Annotated in this window: 20 protein-coding genes; 14 read left to right on the plus strand and 6 right to left on the minus strand. The window is 61.1% G+C overall.

What is annotated here, in order from left to right:
• Positions 1 to 55 precede the first annotated feature (55 nt).
• Both ACZZZU_RS20260 and olsB read right to left on the minus strand, forming a co-directional pair.
• A complete protein-coding gene (locus ACZZZU_RS20260) occupies positions 56 to 850 on the minus strand; it encodes a lysophospholipid acyltransferase family protein (protein ID WP_122492699.1) in 795 nt (264 codons plus the stop codon).
• Positions 850 to 1,605 carry an L-ornithine N(alpha)-acyltransferase gene (gene olsB, locus ACZZZU_RS20265; RefSeq protein WP_122451943.1) on the minus strand — a complete coding sequence of 252 codons (756 nt, stop codon included), beginning with the start codon at positions 1,603 to 1,605 and terminating at the stop codon, positions 850 to 852. Before olsB ends, ACZZZU_RS20260 begins: the two co-directional genes overlap by 1 nt.
• Before the next feature lie 135 nt (positions 1,606 to 1,740).
• On the opposite strand from olsB, the gene ACZZZU_RS20270 reads away from it, so the two are divergent.
• From ACZZZU_RS20270 to ACZZZU_RS20315, 10 genes are all read left to right on the plus strand, one after another.
• On the plus strand, positions 1,741 to 2,625 hold the full coding sequence (locus ACZZZU_RS20270; RefSeq protein ID WP_463551634.1) for an acyl-CoA dehydrogenase middle domain-containing protein: 885 nt from the start codon (positions 1,741 to 1,743) through the stop codon (positions 2,623 to 2,625).
• 228 nt (positions 2,626 to 2,853) lie between these two features.
• Complete coding sequence (locus ACZZZU_RS20275) at positions 2,854 to 3,345, plus strand: Hcp family type VI secretion system effector (protein WP_463551635.1); 492 nt, start codon at positions 2,854 to 2,856, stop codon at positions 3,343 to 3,345.
• A 52-nt stretch (positions 3,346 to 3,397) separates the two neighbouring features.
• Positions 3,398 to 3,808, plus strand: a complete 411-nt coding sequence (locus tag ACZZZU_RS20280; RefSeq protein WP_163016506.1) for a hypothetical protein — start codon at positions 3,398 to 3,400, stop codon at positions 3,806 to 3,808.
• Between the two features lie 143 nt (positions 3,809 to 3,951).
• Complete coding sequence (locus ACZZZU_RS20285; protein ID WP_463551636.1) at positions 3,952 to 5,085, plus strand: serine hydrolase domain-containing protein; 1,134 nt, start codon at positions 3,952 to 3,954, stop codon at positions 5,083 to 5,085.
• Positions 5,085 to 5,432, plus strand: coding sequence for an amidase (locus tag ACZZZU_RS20290; protein WP_463381929.1), 348 nt, complete (start codon positions 5,085 to 5,087; stop codon positions 5,430 to 5,432). Before ACZZZU_RS20285 ends, ACZZZU_RS20290 begins: the two co-directional genes overlap by 1 nt.
• A gap of 70 nt (positions 5,433 to 5,502) precedes the next feature.
• Positions 5,503 to 6,087 carry a YceI family protein gene (locus ACZZZU_RS20295; RefSeq protein WP_122492693.1) on the plus strand — a complete coding sequence of 195 codons (585 nt, stop codon included), beginning with the start codon at positions 5,503 to 5,505 and terminating at the stop codon, positions 6,085 to 6,087.
• A gap of 60 nt (positions 6,088 to 6,147) precedes the next feature.
• Entirely contained in the window at positions 6,148 to 7,305 is a 1,158-nt protein-coding gene (locus tag ACZZZU_RS20300) for a phospholipase D-like domain-containing protein (RefSeq protein WP_463551637.1), read from the plus strand.
• A gap of 152 nt (positions 7,306 to 7,457) precedes the next feature.
• A complete protein-coding gene (locus ACZZZU_RS20305; RefSeq protein ID WP_463381931.1) occupies positions 7,458 to 8,039 on the plus strand; it encodes a DUF2846 domain-containing protein in 582 nt (193 codons plus the stop codon).
• Positions 8,040 to 8,135: 96 nt separating this feature from the next.
• Positions 8,136 to 8,717, plus strand: coding sequence for a DJ-1/PfpI family protein (locus tag ACZZZU_RS20310; protein WP_463551638.1), 582 nt, complete (start codon positions 8,136 to 8,138; stop codon positions 8,715 to 8,717).
• A 60-nt stretch (positions 8,718 to 8,777) separates the two neighbouring features.
• On the plus strand, positions 8,778 to 9,080 hold the full coding sequence (locus ACZZZU_RS20315) for a ribbon-helix-helix domain-containing protein (protein ID WP_122451933.1): 303 nt from the start codon (positions 8,778 to 8,780) through the stop codon (positions 9,078 to 9,080).
• Positions 9,081 to 9,243: 163 nt separating this feature from the next.
• Here ACZZZU_RS20315 and ACZZZU_RS20320 read toward each other — a convergent pair whose 3' ends face one another.
• Together ACZZZU_RS20320 and ACZZZU_RS20325 are read right to left on the minus strand one after the other, a co-directional pair.
• Positions 9,244 to 9,555, minus strand: a complete 312-nt coding sequence (locus ACZZZU_RS20320) for a hypothetical protein (protein WP_463536298.1) — start codon at positions 9,553 to 9,555, stop codon at positions 9,244 to 9,246.
• Between the two features lie 291 nt (positions 9,556 to 9,846).
• Positions 9,847 to 11,367, minus strand: coding sequence for a fumarate hydratase (locus ACZZZU_RS20325; RefSeq protein ID WP_122492688.1), 1,521 nt, complete (start codon positions 11,365 to 11,367; stop codon positions 9,847 to 9,849).
• Positions 11,368 to 11,586: 219 nt separating this feature from the next.
• Between ACZZZU_RS20325 and ACZZZU_RS20330 the strand changes: the two genes are divergently transcribed.
• Genes ACZZZU_RS20330 through ACZZZU_RS20340 form a run of 3 tightly spaced genes read left to right on the plus strand, consistent with a single transcriptional unit; the run spans position 11,587 to position 14,427 of the window.
• A complete protein-coding gene (locus tag ACZZZU_RS20330; RefSeq protein WP_463551639.1) occupies positions 11,587 to 12,714 on the plus strand; it encodes a GGDEF domain-containing protein in 1,128 nt (375 codons plus the stop codon).
• Positions 12,707 to 13,645 carry an iron-sulfur-binding ferredoxin reductase gene (locus ACZZZU_RS20335; RefSeq protein ID WP_463551640.1) on the plus strand — a complete coding sequence of 313 codons (939 nt, stop codon included), beginning with the start codon at positions 12,707 to 12,709 and terminating at the stop codon, positions 13,643 to 13,645. Before ACZZZU_RS20330 ends, ACZZZU_RS20335 begins: the two co-directional genes overlap by 8 nt.
• 8 nt (positions 13,646 to 13,653) lie before the next feature.
• Entirely contained in the window at positions 13,654 to 14,427 is a 774-nt protein-coding gene (locus ACZZZU_RS20340) for an enoyl-CoA hydratase-related protein (RefSeq protein WP_463551641.1), read from the plus strand.
• 333 nt (positions 14,428 to 14,760) lie between these two features.
• On the opposite strand, the gene pyk is transcribed toward ACZZZU_RS20340, so the two are convergent.
• Together pyk and ACZZZU_RS20350 are read right to left on the minus strand one after the other, a co-directional pair.
• Positions 14,761 to 16,212: a pyruvate kinase gene (gene pyk, locus ACZZZU_RS20345; RefSeq protein WP_463381936.1), complete on the minus strand. Its 1,452-nt coding sequence runs from the start codon at positions 16,210 to 16,212 to the stop codon at positions 14,761 to 14,763.
• 103 nt (positions 16,213 to 16,315) lie between these two features.
• Positions 16,316 to 17,119, minus strand: coding sequence for an outer membrane protein assembly factor BamD (locus ACZZZU_RS20350; RefSeq protein WP_463551642.1), 804 nt, complete (start codon positions 17,117 to 17,119; stop codon positions 16,316 to 16,318).
• A 180-nt stretch (positions 17,120 to 17,299) separates the two neighbouring features.
• Between ACZZZU_RS20350 and ACZZZU_RS20355 the strand changes: the two genes are divergently transcribed.
• Positions 17,300 to 17,671 (plus strand): tol-pal system YbgF family protein, encoded by a 372-nt coding sequence (locus ACZZZU_RS20355; RefSeq protein ID WP_122492683.1) that lies wholly within the window; start codon positions 17,300 to 17,302, stop codon positions 17,669 to 17,671.
• Positions 17,672 to 17,742 lie beyond the last annotated feature (71 nt).

Consider the following 17,742-nt stretch of genomic DNA (forward strand, 5'->3'; position numbering starts at 1 on the left):
CTCCTACAGGGTCACCGGGTTCTGTAGGAGCGGCTTTAGCCGCGATGCTTTTTGGCTAGGCCGCCAGCTCGGTATCTTGCTCTTCAACATCCACAACCTCAGCCTCCCCAAACAGCGCCACGCCAATTGCCCGATGCGCCTGCTTGGCCAGCACATTGCGTGAAGCCCCCGCCGTTTCAATCGGTTCCAACAGATGAATGCGCACGCTGGCCACGTCGCTTGAGAGCAAACGCAGCAGATGCGACACCAAATCGTCATCGCCAATAAACGGCGCAATTTCAACGTCTACCTGGTTCTCGCGCACATACCGAATGGCCACCGGTTGCAACGGCGTGCCGGTTTCGATGGCGCTGCTCAGCAGGCGTCCGTGAAAGGTGCGCAGTTGGCGGCCGTCGGTGGTGGTGCCCTCGGGGAAAATCAGCAGCGAGCGTTGCCCGTCGAGGTGTTCGCGCAGTTGCTGACCCAGCAGGGCGCTGTCGCCTGAGCCGCGACGAATAAACAGCGTGCCGGCTTTTTTCGCCAGCCAGCCGGCGACCGGCCAGGTGCGCACCTCGGCTTTGGACAAAAACGACAGCGGCGCCAACATGCCCAGCAGCGGAATGTCGGTCCAGGAAATGTGGTTGCTGATCCACAGCATCGGCCGTTGCGGCAGGCTGCCGAGCACTTCTATCTGAAACGGCAATGCGCCGCTCAAACGCGCCAGAAACCAGCGGGTCAAGCGTTGGCGAATGGCACTTTCATTGCGCAGGTGCAGGCGCTCCACCACGGTCATGGTGGTCGCCACCAGCAGGCCCAGGCCCACCGTGGCCAGCAACCTGGCGAGGCGCCCGTACAGGCGCAGTTTGCTCATCAGACTGCCGCCTTGAAGTGGCGGGCGTAGCGCGGGCAGAGCTCGTCGCGTTTGAGCAGAATGAAAACGTCAGCCACTTGGAAATCCTGATCCCAGCACGGCTCGCCGCAAATTTTCGCGCCCAGACGCATATAGGCCTTGAGCAGCGGCGGCATCTCGGCGATGACGTTGCTCGGCACTTCCAGGCTCGGCAGCGGGGTTTTCGGTTCCGCGCGCAGGTGTTCGTTGCACAGGTAGCGTTCGCGCAGGCGCTGCATGATGGCCTGAGCCTGAATGCCGCCGTCCTGCATGGGAATGCTGGCGCAGCCCATCAGGTAGCTGTAGCCGCCTTCGTTGAGCACTTCGGCCAACTCGCTCCACAGCACGGCGATGGTGCCGCCGTTGCGGTAAGCCGGATCTACGCAGGTGCGACCGATTTCCAGCACCGGGCCTTGCAGATGCGCCAGGCCGTGCAGGCTGAATTCTTCTTCACTGTAAAAGCGCCCCAGGCTGCGGGCGGCGTTGTGGTCGAGCAACCGGGTGGTGGCCACCAGCTTTCCGGTGTTCAGGTCACGCACGCCAATGTGGGCGCAGTGGCCATCGTAATCGTCCATGTCCAGACCCAATTCGGCACCTTTGAGCTTGGCGTCGAACTCTTTGCTGAATACGCTGAAGCGCAAAGCCTGAGCTTCACGCAGGGCACGAGGGCCGACCAGGCGCTCGGCTTGCAGGCGGCGTTCGGCAGTGGTGTCACGAGTGCGGGCGATTGTAGACATCGAGTAGCCTCCATAAGCCGGCTTGATTGGGTTGCAGCCGGTCGACCTTGTTGGGCAAGCTCAGGCTAGGAACACCCGGTGTCATCACCATGAATCTTTAGTGATGCTTGCATGACAATGAACGAGGACGCGCTTATGTACTGGCAACGACTGCTCGGCTGTACCGAGCGCCTGCCGGCAACCGCTGGTTTGGAAGAGTGGTACGCCGCCTTGTTGGCGCAGGTGGGCGAGGGCGTGTCGCCGTTCGAGTTGGCGCTGCTGGGCGGGCGCCTGGCTGCCACGCCAGGCCTGGCGTTTCTGGCCGGTTATCAAGGTGCGTTGCGCGCGTTGTGGCCCTCGGCGCCGTGGACGCTGGGCGCGTTATGCGTGACCGAAAACCGCAGCGTGCGCCCCGCCGATATGCAGGTGCGCCTGGACGGCCTGAGCCTCACGGGTCGCAAAGATTTCGTGACCGCCGCCGATGCAGCCGACTGGCTGCTGGTCGCCGCCCGCAGCGAACTGCCCGGCAACACGCCGCAAGTGGCCGTGTGCGTGGCCTACAACGGCGCGCCGGGAGTGCGCGTAGAAGTGCTACCGCCGTTGTCGCTGATGCCGGACGTCAGCCATGGTCGCCTGCACCTTGAAGGCGCGCAGTGCGAGCGCTTGCCGGGCGATGGCTGGGACGCTTACGCCAAACCGTTCCGCTCGCTGGAAGATTTACACGTGCTCACCGCTCTGGCCGCCTGGCTGTATGGCCTTGGCGGCGACAATGCCTGGCCGCAAGCGCTCAAGCTGCGCTTGTTGGCGCTGCTGAGTAGTAGCGCTGAAGTGTCGCGCCAAGGCATGAACGAGCCCGCTACGCATCTGCTGCTGGCCGGATTATTCGAGCAGTTCAACAGCCTGCGTGGCGACATCGACGCCGCCATGGCCGGTGGCGATCCGCATTGGCAGCACCTGTGGAAGCGCGACGCCGGCTTATTGGAAATCGCCCGCACTGCCCGCGAAAAGCGTCTGAGCAATGCGCTAGCGGCGCTTCAGTAGCGCGGAACGCTCCGTCCCTGTTTCCGTCGCTGCGGCTGTAACGAATTTCGCTGTTCCATTTACGGCGTTACGTTTTATTTAAGCGACGCCAGCCACAGGGATAAATCTTGCGTCCGACTTAAATAGCGGCAATCGAACTTTACCGTGGCAATAGCGCGATAAGGGGCGATTGTCGTTAATCGCATCTACCTCTGCTCGCAATGTATTTACATAGCTTGAGGGTAAGTAATGGCCATTCCTTCCTATTTATGGTTAACCGACGACGGTGGTGCGGCGATCAAAGGTTCGGTCGATGTCTTCTCCCGAGAGGGAAGTATCGAAATATTAGAGTTCGTGCATTCGGTCAATATTCCAACCGATAGCACCACGGGCAAGTTAACAGGTACGCGAATTCACGCTCCGGTTATATTCGTTAAAGAGTTCGACGCTGCCTCGCCCTTTCTGTATAAGGCCGTCACGTCTGGCCAAACGCTGAAATCGGCAGAAATAAAGTGGTACAGGGTCAATGATGCAGGCCAGGAAGTTGAATACTTCAATACCAAACTTGAAAACGTGAAAGTGGTGTCCGTCGCACCGGTGATGCATAACGTTAAAATTCCTGCGACCGAGCGTTTCAATCACATGGAAAGTGTGCAGTTGCGATACGAGAGAATTACGTGGACTTACAAGGATGGCAATATTATTCATTCCGACTCGTGGAGCGAGCGGCCGTCGTATTAACAGGCGTAGGCCATTGCGTTATTGCGCGCTACTTTGAGTAAAAGGAGGTCTGATGAATGGGTCGCAAAGCCCTGGGTTGGCTAGGCGTGATGCACTGGCCGATATTGTGAATAACAACTGCACACCAGGGTCGGTTTACATTCCCGCAGTAGGCGCGGTTAATTCGATGTTGAAGACCGCCGGTATTGGGCTCAGTGCGCGGGCGTTGGAGAGTATTTCCGACAACATCCAGCAGGTCAGCAATGGCAACCGAACGGAAGCAGCCGCCTCGCTCCGGGAAAGCTGCGTGTTCACCCGCGATACCGTTGACTTGCTGCGCGCTGGGCATTTCGGTGAGGCGAGCTTTACCGCGACAGGTGTGTTGGTCAACATCACCGGCAGTGCGTTGGTTTTCGCCAACGCCGACCGGGAACGCATGTCTGTGCAGCAGCGCGCGCTGTTCGATGAGATGAGCCCCGTTTAGCGGCGCATCATCATGCCCGTCATGGGTCACTTCAATGTGTGGCCCCATCGCGCCGAAGCGCCGTCTTGCACGCATGTTCGGCGCTATTTGCGTTCATGGGCTGCGTGCTAGGGTTGGCGCCTTTGCCAACAAGAGGCCGTCCAATGCCCGCTCCCGCCTTACGCCGTTTAAGCCTTGCGCTCGGCTTGCTGTGCTCGATTCCTCACGCCTTCGCTGAAACCTGGCCGACTGCCGACTGGGCGGTGACGCCCGCCGCCGCCAGCCCAGCCATCGAAGCGCTCGAAACCTACGCCTTTCCCACCCGCGACGATGACACCCGCAAGGGCATTCGCACCGACGCGCTGCTGGTGATTCGCGATGGTCAGGTTATTTACGAACGCTACGCCGGGCCGACCAAGGCCAGCACCCCGCACCTGGCGTGGTCGGTGAGCAAAAGCATCCTGGCCACGACCCTCGGCGTGGCGTATGGCAAGGGTTTGTTCAAACTGGATGACCCGGCGGCCAAGTTCTATCCGCCCATGAACGCCCACCCGCAAGTAAAGATCGGGCACCTGTTGAATTGGGCTTCGGGCCTGGGTTGGCAGGAAGGCTACGAGTACGCCCCGGTGCGCTCCAGCGTGGTCGCAATGCTCTACACCCATGGCCGTAGCGACATGGCCGCGTTTGCCGCCAGCTTCGATCAGGCCGCGACGCCCGGCACGCGCTTCCTCTATTCCAGCGGCGACGCCAATTTGCTCGCCGCCGCGTTGCGCGGCATGGTCGGGGATGAGGCGTACAAGCATTATCCGTGGACCGCCTTGTTTGAGCCGCTGGGCATCACCAGCGCCGTGTGGGAAACCGACGCCAGCGGCACGTTAGTGGGTTCGTCTTATGCCTACCTGACCGCCCGCGACCTGGCGCGTATCGGCCTGCTGATGCAGCGCGACGGTCGTTGGGCCGATCAGCAAGTGCTGCCCAAAGCCTGGGTGGGTTTCAACCGCACGCCATTTGCCAACTACCAGCCTTCCAAGGAAACCGAGGGCGATGCGGTGCCCGGCGGGCAGTGGTGGCTGAACGTCGCCGTGCCTGGCGCTGCCAAGCCCTGGCCGGATGCGCCGGACGACACCTTCGCCGCGCTCGGCCATTGGGGCCAGGCGCTTTACGTACTGCCGGCGCAAGGGCTGGTGGTGGTGCGTTACGCCGATGACCGCGACAAAACCTATTCCCATAACGAACTGTTGAAACGGGTTGAGGCGGCCTTCGCGCCGACCGCTCAAACCGCTGCGGAGGCCAACTGATGAGCACTTTTATCAAGCGTCGTCCGTTCACCAGCGTGCTGTTGCTGATCGTGCTGGCACTGGCCGCGTTGGCCTGGCAGAACCGCGTTCACCTGGCAGCGTTTCCCGGCATCATCGGCGCGCTGTCGGCCAAGGAATATTGCTCGTGCCGCTATGTGATGGATAACCCGGCGCAGTACTGCCAGGGCTATGTGAAGCAGTACATTCCCATCAGCGGTTTCTTCGACGACGAAGCCAATAAACGGGTAACCGCGCGCGGCCTGGGCAGCACGCAAACAGCCGCCTGGCAAGGGCCGCGCCAGGGATGCCAGCTGTTGCCAAAGGCTGATTCGCTGCCGCAATCCTGAACCGAACCGGGGTTTGCAGGTCAGTGTGAGGCGGTTAAGGTGCCGCCTCATATTCTTACTTGGAGCTCTAATGCGTTCGCTGTTCACCGGTGCACTTGCCGCCTTTGTCCTCACCGCGCTGACGCCGGCCCAGGCCGATTGGTACTTGGATAATGAGTCTTCGCGACTGTCGTTTATTTCCACCAAGAACGGCAAGCTGTCGGAGGTGCATCGCTTTCTGACGCTGCACGGGCAAATCGATGAAGCCGGCAAGGCCAACTTGCGCGTGGAACTGGATTCGGCCAGCACGGGCATTCCGCTACGCGACGAGCGCTTGCGCACCTTGTTGTTCGATACTCAGCGCTTCCCCGAAGCCTTGGTGAACGCGCAACTCGACCTCGCGCCCATCGCCAACCTGGCCCCTGGTGCGCAGTTGGAATTGCGCTTGCCGTTGACGGTCGAACTGCATGGCCAGACCCAGGCCTATAGCGCCGAGCTGCTGGCGACGCGCCTGGATGAACAGCGTTTCCAAGTCGTTACCCTGGCGCCGCTGGTGCTGCAAGTTGAAGACTTCGGCCTCGCCGACGGGCTCGAAGCCCTGCGCAAAGCGGCTGGCGTTTCCACCATCAGTTGGTCGGTGCCGGTGGGCGCTGTGCTGATCTTCACCGCGCGTTAAGGCGTTTTCCTTTTTGAATCAGGAGTTGAGCGTGGCGCGATCGCAAAGGATGCAGAGCTGATGCCGGGGCGTATCTATCCTTGGCGCACCGACAACGGCTTCGAGTTGTTGGTGGACGGACCACAATTTTTCCCGCGCATGTTCGCGTGCATCGACCGCGCCCAGCGCCAGGTGGAGCTTGAGCTTTACCTGGTCGAATCGGGCGCCTGCGTAAACCAGATGGTGCAAACGCTATGTGCCGCTGCGGCGCGTGGCGTCCAGGTGCGCTGCTTGTTCGACGGCTTCGGCAGCTCGGCGCTTTCGGCGGTCGATCGCGAGCGCCTGGTGCAGGCCGGCATCGAGCTGCGCTTTTATAACCCGATCAAAATCTGGCGCTGGCAGCGCAACCTATACCGCGACCATCGCAAGCTGTTGCTGGTCGACGGTGCCGTTGCGTTTGTGGGCGGCACGGGCCTGACCGACGCTTTCTGGACGCCCGGCGAGCCGACCAGCGCGTGGCATGAGGTGATGGTAGAAATCACCGGGCCATTGGTGCAGGACTGGCAAACGCTGTTCGAACAGCAATGGGCAGCCAATCCGCAAAACCGCGCCTGGCTGCCATTTTCCCCGGGGCCGCGTCCGCGCTTGCCGGTGTTGCCGGCCGGCGGCGCCGGGCTGGGCCGCGTGGCGTATGCCAACGCCATGCAGCACAGCGACATCGTGCAGTCCTTGGTGCGCGCGTTGAACAGCGCACAACGGCGCATTTGGCTGGCCACGCCGTATTTTTTGCCGAGCTGGAAGGTTCGCCGCTCGCTGCGCAAGGCGGCGCAGCGCGGCGTCGACGTGCAGCTGCTGCTCACCGGCCGGCAAACGGATAACCCGCCGGTGCGCTTCGCCGGCCAGCGCTATTACCCCAAGCTGCTGCGCGCAGGGGTAAAAATCTTCGAATACCAGCCGTGCTTCCTGCACCTGAAAATGGTGCTGGTGGATGACTGGACCAGCATTGGCTCGTGCAACTTCGATCACTGGAACCTGCGCTTCAATCTGGAAGCGAACCTGGAGGCCGTTGAGCCGCCGCTGACCGAGGCGGTGGTGCAGAGTTTTCTCAACGACTTTGGCCAGAGTCGCGAAATAACCATGGACCTGTGGAAGTCGCGGCCGCTGTGGAAGCGCATGCAGCAGCGGTTGTGGGGGTGGTTGGATAGGTTGGTGGTGAATGTGTTGGATCGGCGCAAGTAGCGGAGGGCCAATCGAGGCTGAAGCCTCTCCTACAGATGGCGTGTTTATTTTTAGCCTCGAGGCTGCAAACAGTGGAACCCAGCCTTTTGTCGGGTGCCTTCAGCGGGGCACCTCGCTAGTCTCATCGCCATAACCATAAGAGGAATGCGCGCTTGAGCCGACATCACCCGCTGCTTGTTTTGCTGCTGCTGTGCCTCGCCGGTTGCTCCTCGCCCGGCGCCTTTCTGAATACCAATGACGGCCCGTTGTTCACGCCCCATTCCCCCGAGGAAGACCTTGCGCTGGTGTATCTCTATCGCCCGCAAAGCGATTGGGCGGACCAGGAGCTGGAAGCCCCCGGCCTGTTTCTGAACAAACGCCTGATCGCCAGTCTGCCGAGCAATAGCTACCTGGTGCTGGAACTGGACGTGGCTAGTTATCCGCTGGAAATGCGCCGGCCGCTGTTCGGTTCGTTCTGGACGGCGCTGGCCGACGGCATGCTCGATTTCAATCGCATTGCCGGCTTCAATCTGGATGTAGGCGCGGGCGGCACCTACTACCTGCGCTATGACGAGCTCAATCCCCCGCCACTCGGCGAAGGCGTGGCCACGCTGGGGGACGGGCCGTTGCAACTGGTGCCGGCGAGTCTGGCGGAAAAGGAGATCGTGGCTACCCATGAGTTCCAGCCGCCGCAGCGCTTTGCCATGGAGCCATCGCCGGGTTTCTGGGGCGCGTTGGGTTTCGGCGAGCAGTGATTCGGTAGTAGTCGCCTATTACCTGTTCGCCACACGGCGCGGGGATACTGGCTGGGTTGGCATGCATCTGCCCTTTCCCCTGCTGGAGATACCCCGATGGCCGCGAAGAAAATTCTCATGCTGGTTGGCGATTACGTCGAAGACTACGAAGTGATGGTGCCGTTTCAGGCGCTGCAGATGGTGGGACACACCGTGCACGCCGTATGCCCAGATAAAACCGCCGGGCAAAGCGTGCGCACCGCCATTCACGACTTCGAAGGGGATCAGACCTACAGCGAAAAGCCGGGCCACAACTTTGGCCTGAATTTCGACTTCGCCAAGGTCAAGGCTAAAGACTACGACGCGCTGGTGGTGCCGGGCGGGCGTTCGCCGGAATACCTGCGGCTAAACAAGAAAGTGCTGGATCTGGTGAAAGCCTTCGACAAGGCCGGCAAGCCGATTGCCGCCGTGTGCCATGGTGCGCAGTTGCTGGCGGCCGCCGGCATTCTCAAGGGCCGAGAATGCAGCGCCTACCCGGCCTGCGCGCCGGAAGTGAAGCTGGCCGGCGGCACCTATGTGGAGATTGCCGTTGACCATGCGCACATCGAAGGCAACCTGGTGACAGCGCCTGCATGGCCGGCGCATCCGAACTGGCTGGCGGGCTTTCTGCTGCTATTGGGCACCTCCATCACGCTGTAAGCTCAGGTCTTTCAGGCTCGGCGGTTGCCGTCGAGCCTCGCCAATTCAGGAGCAGGGCGCATGTGCGAGCTCTATGTTAAAGCCGATCCCATCCTTTACGAATCCCGCTCACGCTCGCTGCGTATTTGCGGCGTGGTGACCACGTTGAGGCTGGAGAACCAGTTCTGGGACATCCTTTCGGAAATCGCGGCGGTCGATGGCATGACCACCAATCAGCTGATCAGCAAGCTGTATGAAGAGGTGATGGACTACCGCGGCGAGGTGGTGAACTTCGCGTCGTTTCTGCGGGTGAGTTGCTGCCGCTATCTGGCGCAGCCGCAGGAAAAGCGGGCGCCGTTGGCGTTGGTGGCGAGTCGGTCTTGAGCTGCCGGTGAATGCAAAAAGCATCGCGGCTGAAGCCGCTCCTACGGGTTCTGTAGGAGCGGCTTCAGCCGCGATATTTTTCAATACTTATGTGAGCCTGAAACCTGGCCGATGTAAGCCATCACTTACAATAACCCGCTGATGACTTACTTTTGTAGGACAATCACCAGTACAAGGTGACCACGGTCGGAGCCGCTTGGGTGCCTTTCACTTCGCTGACAGCGTTGCTGGAAAGGGGGGCTTCAGAACGCACGCCGTTGCTTTCACGGTCTACACGGAAGCTGTTGATGCCGTCGCAGTTCTGGTTTTCAACACGCAGGGACTGGCCGTTGGCATTGCTGCTGAGTGCGCAGCTGGAGGTGATGGTGATGCCGACCGCCAGATTGCCCGAGGCTTGGCCTGCCTGGGCTTGAGCGCCCATGAACAGCAGTGCGGAGGCGGTAACGAGGGAAGCAAAACGACGGGTGCGGTTCATACTGTTCGCTCAGTGTGATGGTTCGGGTTGACTGCACTCAGGCAGCAAAGCGTTTACAACCATCCGTAGCGAACCGGTTCCTAAACCCGGCGATGCGCGCATATTCCGTCATTTCCTTGGGAGGCGATCCTACCTACAGGGATGTCAGCCTGCCACTACCGTCTGTAGGACATTCGCCATAGTGTCGCGTACGACATCACCTATGTCGCTTTTCCCACACTTTTCTGACGCCAAAAAAATACCCGGCGCTTGGCCGGGTATTTTTCCTTCCTTTAACGACTCAGCGGCGGCTTAAATTTCGACCGCCAAGCTGTCACTTATCTTCTTCTGCCAGATAGCCGGTCCTGTGATGTGCACCGACTCGCCGTTGGTGTCGACCGCCACTGTCACCGGCATGTCTTTCACCTCGAACTCGTAAATCGCTTCCATGCCCAGTTCGGCGAACGCCAGCACTTTGGACTTCTTGATCGCTTGCGCCACCAGGTAAGCGGCGCCGCCGACGGCCATCAGGTACACGGCTTTGTTGTCCTTGATTGCTTCGATGGCAATCGGGCCGCGCTCGGATTTACCGATCATGCCCAGCAGGCCGGTTTGTTCGAGAATCTGACGGGTGAATTTGTCCATCCGGGTTGCCGTGGTTGGACCGGCTGGGCCCACGACTTCGTCGCCAACCGGATCAACCGGGCCGACGTAATAGATGAAGCGACCTTTAAGGTCCACCGGCAGGCTTTCGCCTTTGTTGAGCATTTCCACCATGCGCTTGTGCGCGGCGTCACGGCCGGTGAGCATTTTGCCGTTGAGCAACACGGTTTCGCCCGGTTTCCAGCTCTGCACGTCTTCGGGTGTCAGGGTGTCGAGGTCGACGCGACGGGCCGATGGGCCAGCTTCCCAGACAATTTCCGGGTAGGCGTCCAGCGGTGGCGCTTCCAGCGACGCCGGGCCGGAGCCGTCGAGCACGAAGTGCGCGTGACGGGTGGCGGCGCAGTTGGGGATCATGCACACCGGCAGGGAGGCGGCGTGGGTGGGGTAGTCCATGATCTTTACGTCGAGCACGGTGGTCAGGCCGCCGAGGCCTTGAGCGCCAATGCCGAGCTGGTTGACCTTCTCGAACAGCTCAAGGCGCATTTCTTCCAGCTTGTTCTGCGGGCCACGGGCTTTCAGCTCGTGAATGTCGATGGACTCCATCAACACTTCTTTGGCCATCACGGCCGCTTTCTCGGCGGTGCCGCCGATACCGATGCCGAGCATGCCGGGTGGGCACCAGCCCGCGCCCATGGTCGGCACGGTTTTCAGTACCCAGTCGACGATGGAGTCGGACGGGTTGAGCATGGCCATCTTCGATTTGTTTTCAGAGCCGCCGCCTTTGGCCGCCACGTCCACTTCCACGGTATTGCCGGGAACGATGGAGTAGTGGATGACTGCCGGGGTGTTGTCCTTGGTGTTTTTACGCGCGCCTGCCGGGTCGGCGAGGATGGATGCACGCAGCACGTTTTCCGGCAGGTTGTAGGCGCGACGCACGCCCTCGTTGATCATGTCGTCCAGGCCCATGGTGGCGCCGTCCCAGCGCACGTCCATGCCCACGCGTACGAATACGGTGACGATGCCGGTGTCCTGGCAGATTGGCCGATGGCCGGTGGCGCACATGCGCGAGTTGATCAGAATTTGCGCCATGGAATCACGGGCCGCTGGCGATTCTTCGCGCAGGTAGGCTTCGTGCATCGCTTGGATGAAGTCCACGGGGTGGTAATAAGAAATGAACTGTAAAGCGTCGGCGACGCTCTGAATCAGGTCGTCTTGCTTGATCACGGTCATGCAGCGCGCTCCTCTCTAAACACGGGAACATCTAAGCGCGCAGGGCTAGGCCCGGCAGGCTCGGTAAGGCAAAAAAGGCGCGGCAGTATAACGCGCAGGGCGTTGTTGGCGCACCCGCTGACGATAGACCTTGGTCGATTAACGCACGTGTTGGTGTACTAGGTTTTTTGCCTTCAGCTAGGTACAGTGACGGCACGATGCCAGTACGGGACGGAGCCCATGAGCAGCGCCACTAAAAAGGGGACACAGAAAGCCCTGCAGAGCCTGCTACTGAAGCGGTTTGGCATGGCGGCGGCTACTTATGGATTGGCACTGCTGTTGTTCGGCCTGCTGGTAGCGGGCGGCCAATACTCTGCCGAACCCGGCGCTGCGCTTATTTGTGCGGGCATGGTGATTGTCAGCCAACTGATTTTCTTCGCCATCTTCATCAGCGGCATCAACCTTCGCTTTAACGACCCCAGCCTCACCGCGCCTCAGGTACTCGTCGCCCTGAGCATGCACACCTTCCTCATGTACAACCTGCACACCGCGCGCGGCACGATGCTGGTGTTCTATCTATTGATTCTGATGTTCGGTGTGTTCCAACTGGCGCCCCGGGTGTTTGCACGCTGCGCCGCGTTCGCGTTTTTTGGTTTCGCCAGCGTGAATTTGTGGGACGCCTACCAGATGCGTCTGCCGGACCCGAAACTGGCGTTGCTGCAAGTGGGCGTGCTGCTGGTGACGCTGGTCTGGTTCAGCCTGTTCGCCGGCTATGTGCAGGCGCTGCGCCAACGCATGCGCCAGCGCCGCTTCGCCTTGCAGGCCCACCAAGACACCTTGCGCGGCATGATGCGTCAGCTTGAAGACCTGGTGGCCACCGACGAACTCACCGGCCTGTTCAATCGCCGCCATTTCCTGCGCCTGGCGGCCCGCGAACTGGCCAGCCTCAGCCCTGGCATGCAACACGGCCTGGCACTGATCGACCTCGATCACTTCAAACGCATCAACGACCAACACGGCCACGCCAGCGGCGACCGCGTGCTGCAAACCTTCGCCACGGTGGCACAAGCCTGCCTGCGCGACGGCGATGTGTTGGCGCGCTACGGCGGCGAAGAGTTTGTGTTGTTGTTGCCGTGCACCGACGCCGACCAACTCACCGCGTGCTGCGAGCGCCTGCGTGAGGCATTTGCCAACGCGGAACCGGTGGGCTTGAAAGTGAAGAGCATCAGCTTGTCCGCCGGCATGACCTTGCTTGAAGCCGGCGACGACCTCGACGAAGCCCTGCACCGCGCCGATCAGGCGCTCTACCGCGCCAAGCACAGCGGCCGCAATTGCTGCCACGCGGCGTGGGAGAACAGCGGTGCCTGAACTGAAGGTGGCCGGGCAGGCGTACCCGTTAACCGCTGGCAGTAATTTATTGGATGCCTTGCTCGGAGCCGGCATTGCCGTGCCTTACAGCTGCCGCGCCGGCAGTTGTCATGCGTGCATGGTGCGCTGCGTTGGCGGCGAACCGCTGGACGCCAAACCCGAAGCATTGACCGCCGCCCAGCGTGAGCAAGGCTGGCGGTTGGCTTGCCAGTGCCGGGTAGTGGACGACCTCAGCGTTGAGGTATACGACCCGCTGCGCGACGGTCTGCCCGCCACCGTGGCGCAGCTCGATTGGCCCAGCGCCACGGTGCTGCGTCTGCGGCTGGTGCCGGAGCGCCCGCTGCGCTATTGGGCGGGGCAGCACGTGCTGCTGTGGACGGCCTCTGGCATTGCCCGGCCGTATTCGCTGGCGAGCGTAGCGGGTGAAGATCCCTGGCTGGAGTTTCACATCGACTGTCGTCAGCACGGCGCGTTTAGCGACGCGGCGCGGCAGTTGCAGGCGGGCGACATGTTGCGTCTGGGCGAACTACGCGGCGGCGCCTTGCACTACGACCCGGACTGGCAGCAGCGCCCGCTGTTGCTGATGGCGGCGGGCACCGGTCTGGCTCCGCTGTATGGCGTTCTGCGTGAGGCGTTACGCCAAAACCATGAGGGCGCGATCCGGCTGATGCATGTGGCCCCGAACGCCGAGGCGCACTACCTGGCCGGTGAATTAAACACCCTCGCTAATGCCCATCCGCAGCTTGAAATTCAGCTGGTGAATGCGGCCGAGTTGCCAGCCGCTTTGGCCGAACTACGCCTTGTTTCACGGCAAACCCTCGCCTTACTCTGCGGCCAGCCGGCTGTTGTCGAAACCTTCTCGCGCCGGCTCTACCTGGCAGGTTTACCGCGCAGCCAACTGTTCGCGGACCTGTTCTTGCCCCACGCGTGAGGATGGTTATGAGCGAACATGTACTGGTCGAGCGCGAAGCGGGTCTGCTGACCCTGCGCCTGCACCGTCTGGATAAAAAGAACGCGCTCACCCGCGCCATGTACAGCCGCATGGCCGAAGTTCTGGAAGAAGCCGACGCCGATTCGAGCATTCGTGCCGTGCTGATCTGCGGTGGTGAAGACTGCTTCACCAGCGGCAATGACATCGCCGATTTCCTGCAAGAGCCACCCAGCGGCATGGACAGCCCGGTGTTCTTCTTTATGCGCGCTTTGCTTGAAATGAAAAAGCCCGTGGTCGCCGCCGTGGCCGGTCCGGCCGTTGGCATCGGCACCACCTTGCTGCTGCACTGCGACCTGGTGTACGTCAGCCAGGATGCCGTATTGAAGATGCCATTCGTGGCGTTGGGCTTGTGCCCTGAATACGGCTCCAGCCTGATCCTGCCGCAAATGCTCGGCCACGCCAAAGCTGCCGAATTGTTGCTCCTGGGCCAGTCTTTCAGTGGCGAACAGGCTGCCGCGTGGGGCATTGCCAACGAAGCGTTGAAAGATGGCGCGGCGACGCTGGCCCGCGCTAAAGAAATGGCCGAGCGCTTCCTACAACTGCCGCCCAAAGCGGTGGAAGACAGCAAAGGCCTAATGCGCAAACCGGGAAGGGAACAGCTGAGAAAAGTGATCGAGGAGGAGGGCGCTTTATTCAACCAGCGCCTGCGGTCACCGGAAGCGATTGAAGCGTTGTCGGCGTTTATGCAGCGGCGCAAAGCGGATTTTTCGAAGATCGCGTAGAGGCACCGCACCTTCCAAGCCCGTAGGAGCCAGCTTGCTGGCGAACCCTGCAAACGACGCTAATCGGCGTCGCCTGATCGATTCGCCAGCAAGTTATGATCGAGGCCTAGTGTAGGAGCGGCTTTAGCCGCGATGCTTTAAAGATCAAAAACATCGCGGCTAAAGCCGCTCCCACAGGGTTGCATCGTGCCTTTAGCAACCGAGATTTACGGGGCTAAGGCCAGGCAAGGCGCCCCGCAGCTTTTAAGCGCAGCGTACTGCAGTACGTGAGCATTAAAAGCGAGGACGCAACGCCGCCTGGCCGACGACCCGGAAATCGGCGCCGGGAGAGTCTCAGACCTGGGGTTCGCCCACGTGCAAAATCTTCATCGAGTTCGTGCCACCGGTGGTGTGGTAGCTGTCGCCCTTGGTGAGAATCACCCAATCCCCTGGCTGTACCACGCCGCGTTTCACCAACTCTTCAATCGCCGCTTCACTGATTTTGTTCGACGGCAGCGATGCCGGGTCGAACGGTACGGTGTACACGCCGCGGAACATGGCCACTCGGGCCTGGGTTTCACGGTGTGGGGTAAAGGCGAAGATCGGAACTTGCGAGCGCAGGCGCGACATGATCAGCGGGCTGTAGCCGCTTTCGGTCAGCGCGATGATCGCTTTAACGCCCGGGAAATGGTTGGCGGTGTACATGGCGGCCAGCGCTACGCTTTCATCGCAACGCTCGAAGGTGTGGCCCAGGCGGTGGCTGGAGCGCTTGTTGGTCGGGTGCTTTTCAGCGCCCAGACACACGCGGGCCATGGCCTTGACCGCTTCGATCGGGTACATGCCGGCAGCGCTTTCGGCCGACAGCATCACGGCGTCGGTGAAGTCCAGCGCGGCGTTGGCCACGTCCGATACTTCGGCGCGCGTCGGCATCGGGCTGCTGATCATCGACTCCATCATCTGCGTGGCGGTGATCACCGCTTTGTTCAGGCGACGCGCGTGGAGAATGATTTTCTTCTGAATGCCCACCAGCTCGGCATCACCGATTTCTACGCCTAGGTCGCCACGGGCGACCATTACGGCGTCACTGGCGCGAATCAGGCCATCCAGGGTTTCGTCGTCGGCAACCGCTTCGGCGCGTTCGATTTTCGCCACCAGCCAGGCGGTGCCACCGGCTTCGTCACGCAGACGGCGGGCCAGTTCCATGTCGGCCGCATCGCGCGGGAAGGAGACGGCGAGGTAATCCAGCTCCATCTCGGCAGCCAGCTTGATGTCGGCTTTGTCTTTGGCGGTCAGGGCTGGCGCGGTGAGGCCACCGCCGCGACGGTTGATGCCTTTGTGGTCCGACAGCGGACCGCCGATTAGTACGCGGCAGTGCAATTCGTCAGCGGTGGTCGATTCCACCAGCATCACCACACGACCGTCGTCGAGCAGCAGCTCGTCGCCGGTTTTGCAGTCTTTGATCAGGTCCGGGTAGTCGATACCGACCACTTCTTGCGTGCCGGCATCGCGCGGGTGGGTGACGGAGAAGCGGAAGCTGTCGCCTTCTTTGAGTTCGATGCGCTTGTCAGCGAATTTGGCGATACGGATTTTCGGGCCTTGCAGGTCGCCGAGCAGTGCCACGAAACGGCCGTGCTTGGCGGCGATTTCACGAACCAGGAGGGCGCGCGCTTTGTGTTCGTCGGGGGTGCCGTGGGAGAAGTTCAGGCGACAGACGTCGACGCCCGCGAGAATCAATTGTTCCAACACTTCCGGGGAATTGCTGGCGGGACCGAGGGTGGCGACGATTTTGGTGCGGCGAAAGGTCATGCGAAAGACTCCGAAGGGCGAGCAGAAGCCGAGGCTACTATGCTGCGCCGCTGTAGTCATTGTTCGCTTGCACTACCTTACTGCGGGTTATATGGCGCGCTGCTCAAGGTGTGATGGTGTTCAGCGCGGTGTCCAGATGGCGCTCGGCTTTGTCACGCAATTCACTGTTGGGGTACTGCGCCAGCAACTGGCGCAGGTACTCGATGGCCTTGTCGCGGCTGGGGTGCGGGTTGTCTGGCGCCAGGTACATGAGCGCTACTTGGTACAGCGCTTCTTCTTTGATCGAGGGTTCGACCGCCGGGTCTTTGAGCGCCACGCGGTACAGCTCTTCTGCCTCGGCGACGCGATCTTTGAGCACTGCGCGGCGTGAGAGCAGGGTCATATCCGGGTCGAGGCTAGGCTGGTCGAGGTTGAGACTCTGGCTGGGTTTCCAGTTGGCCAGCAGTTCGCGGGCGTTCTGTTGCAGCGGCTCGTTGGCGCGCTGATTGATCAGCGCAATGCGCTGTTCACTGCGCGCTGCGGCGCGGGTTTGGCCGAACTCATTGCGCACTTTATAAAAGGTGTTGAGGGCTTTGGTGTCGTCGCGTTGGTCGTTGAAGCGGCTCATATATATGAGGCCGATCTGGTACAGCGAAATGGCCCGCACCTCGTCGCTCAGCTTGTCGTCCTGATAGCCCTGCAAGTACGTGGTTTCAGCCTTGGCGCTGGTGCCGTCGCGAATGGCCATGGCGCTGTAGGTGAGCAAGTCGCCTTCGTCTTCGATGGCGCCGAGCATGCGGTTGTTTTTGCTTTCCTTGGATTCGGCCACTTCCTGCGTGGTGACCTGGGCGATAAACAGCGGCGTGGTAGGTGCGCAGCCGGGCACAAGTAGGCAATACAACAGCGGCACAAAGCGGCGGGCGGGCATGGGCGTTCCTTGGCTTTTATAGAAGTGCCGGGCGGTGCGCTGCGGCCCGGTTCGGCCAGTCTAGTCAGGCGGCGCAGATGGACCAAGGGCGCTGACGCATCTCCAATCGGAGGATATGCTCAGCCTGCTCTGCAGTTTTTCTCAAGGCTGTCGATACACTCCACATCGGAGGATTTGCCCATGCGATTTTTACTTATTGGTGCGGTGGTGCTCGGCGCCGCAGGCTGCAACAGCATGACCATGGATTACCACCTGGATCAGGCTTACCAGGAATACAACGCCGGCAATTGCGACAAGGCCATGCTGGAGCTGTCGCAGGCTGAGCGCAAAAGCCGTTCGCGCAGTTATGTACAACCGGAAATCTCGCTGTTGCGCGGCCAGTGCCTGGAGCGTGAAAACCTCTTCGTGGACGCGGCGCAAACCTACCAGTTCATCATCGCGCGCTACCCGTCGAGCGAGTACGCCTACCGCGCCCGCGCGCGTTTGGACACTTTGCAGCAGCTTGGCCACCGGCCGAGCGAAGCGGCCAAAACGTCCGCTGCACCGCTGTAAATTTCTCAGCGCCGGCGTTGCGCTATTGGCAAGCCCACGGCGCTTAGCGAAGATAGCCAGGCGCTGACGTG

The sequence above is a fragment of the Pseudomonas sp. AC136 genome (assembly GCF_979258585.1).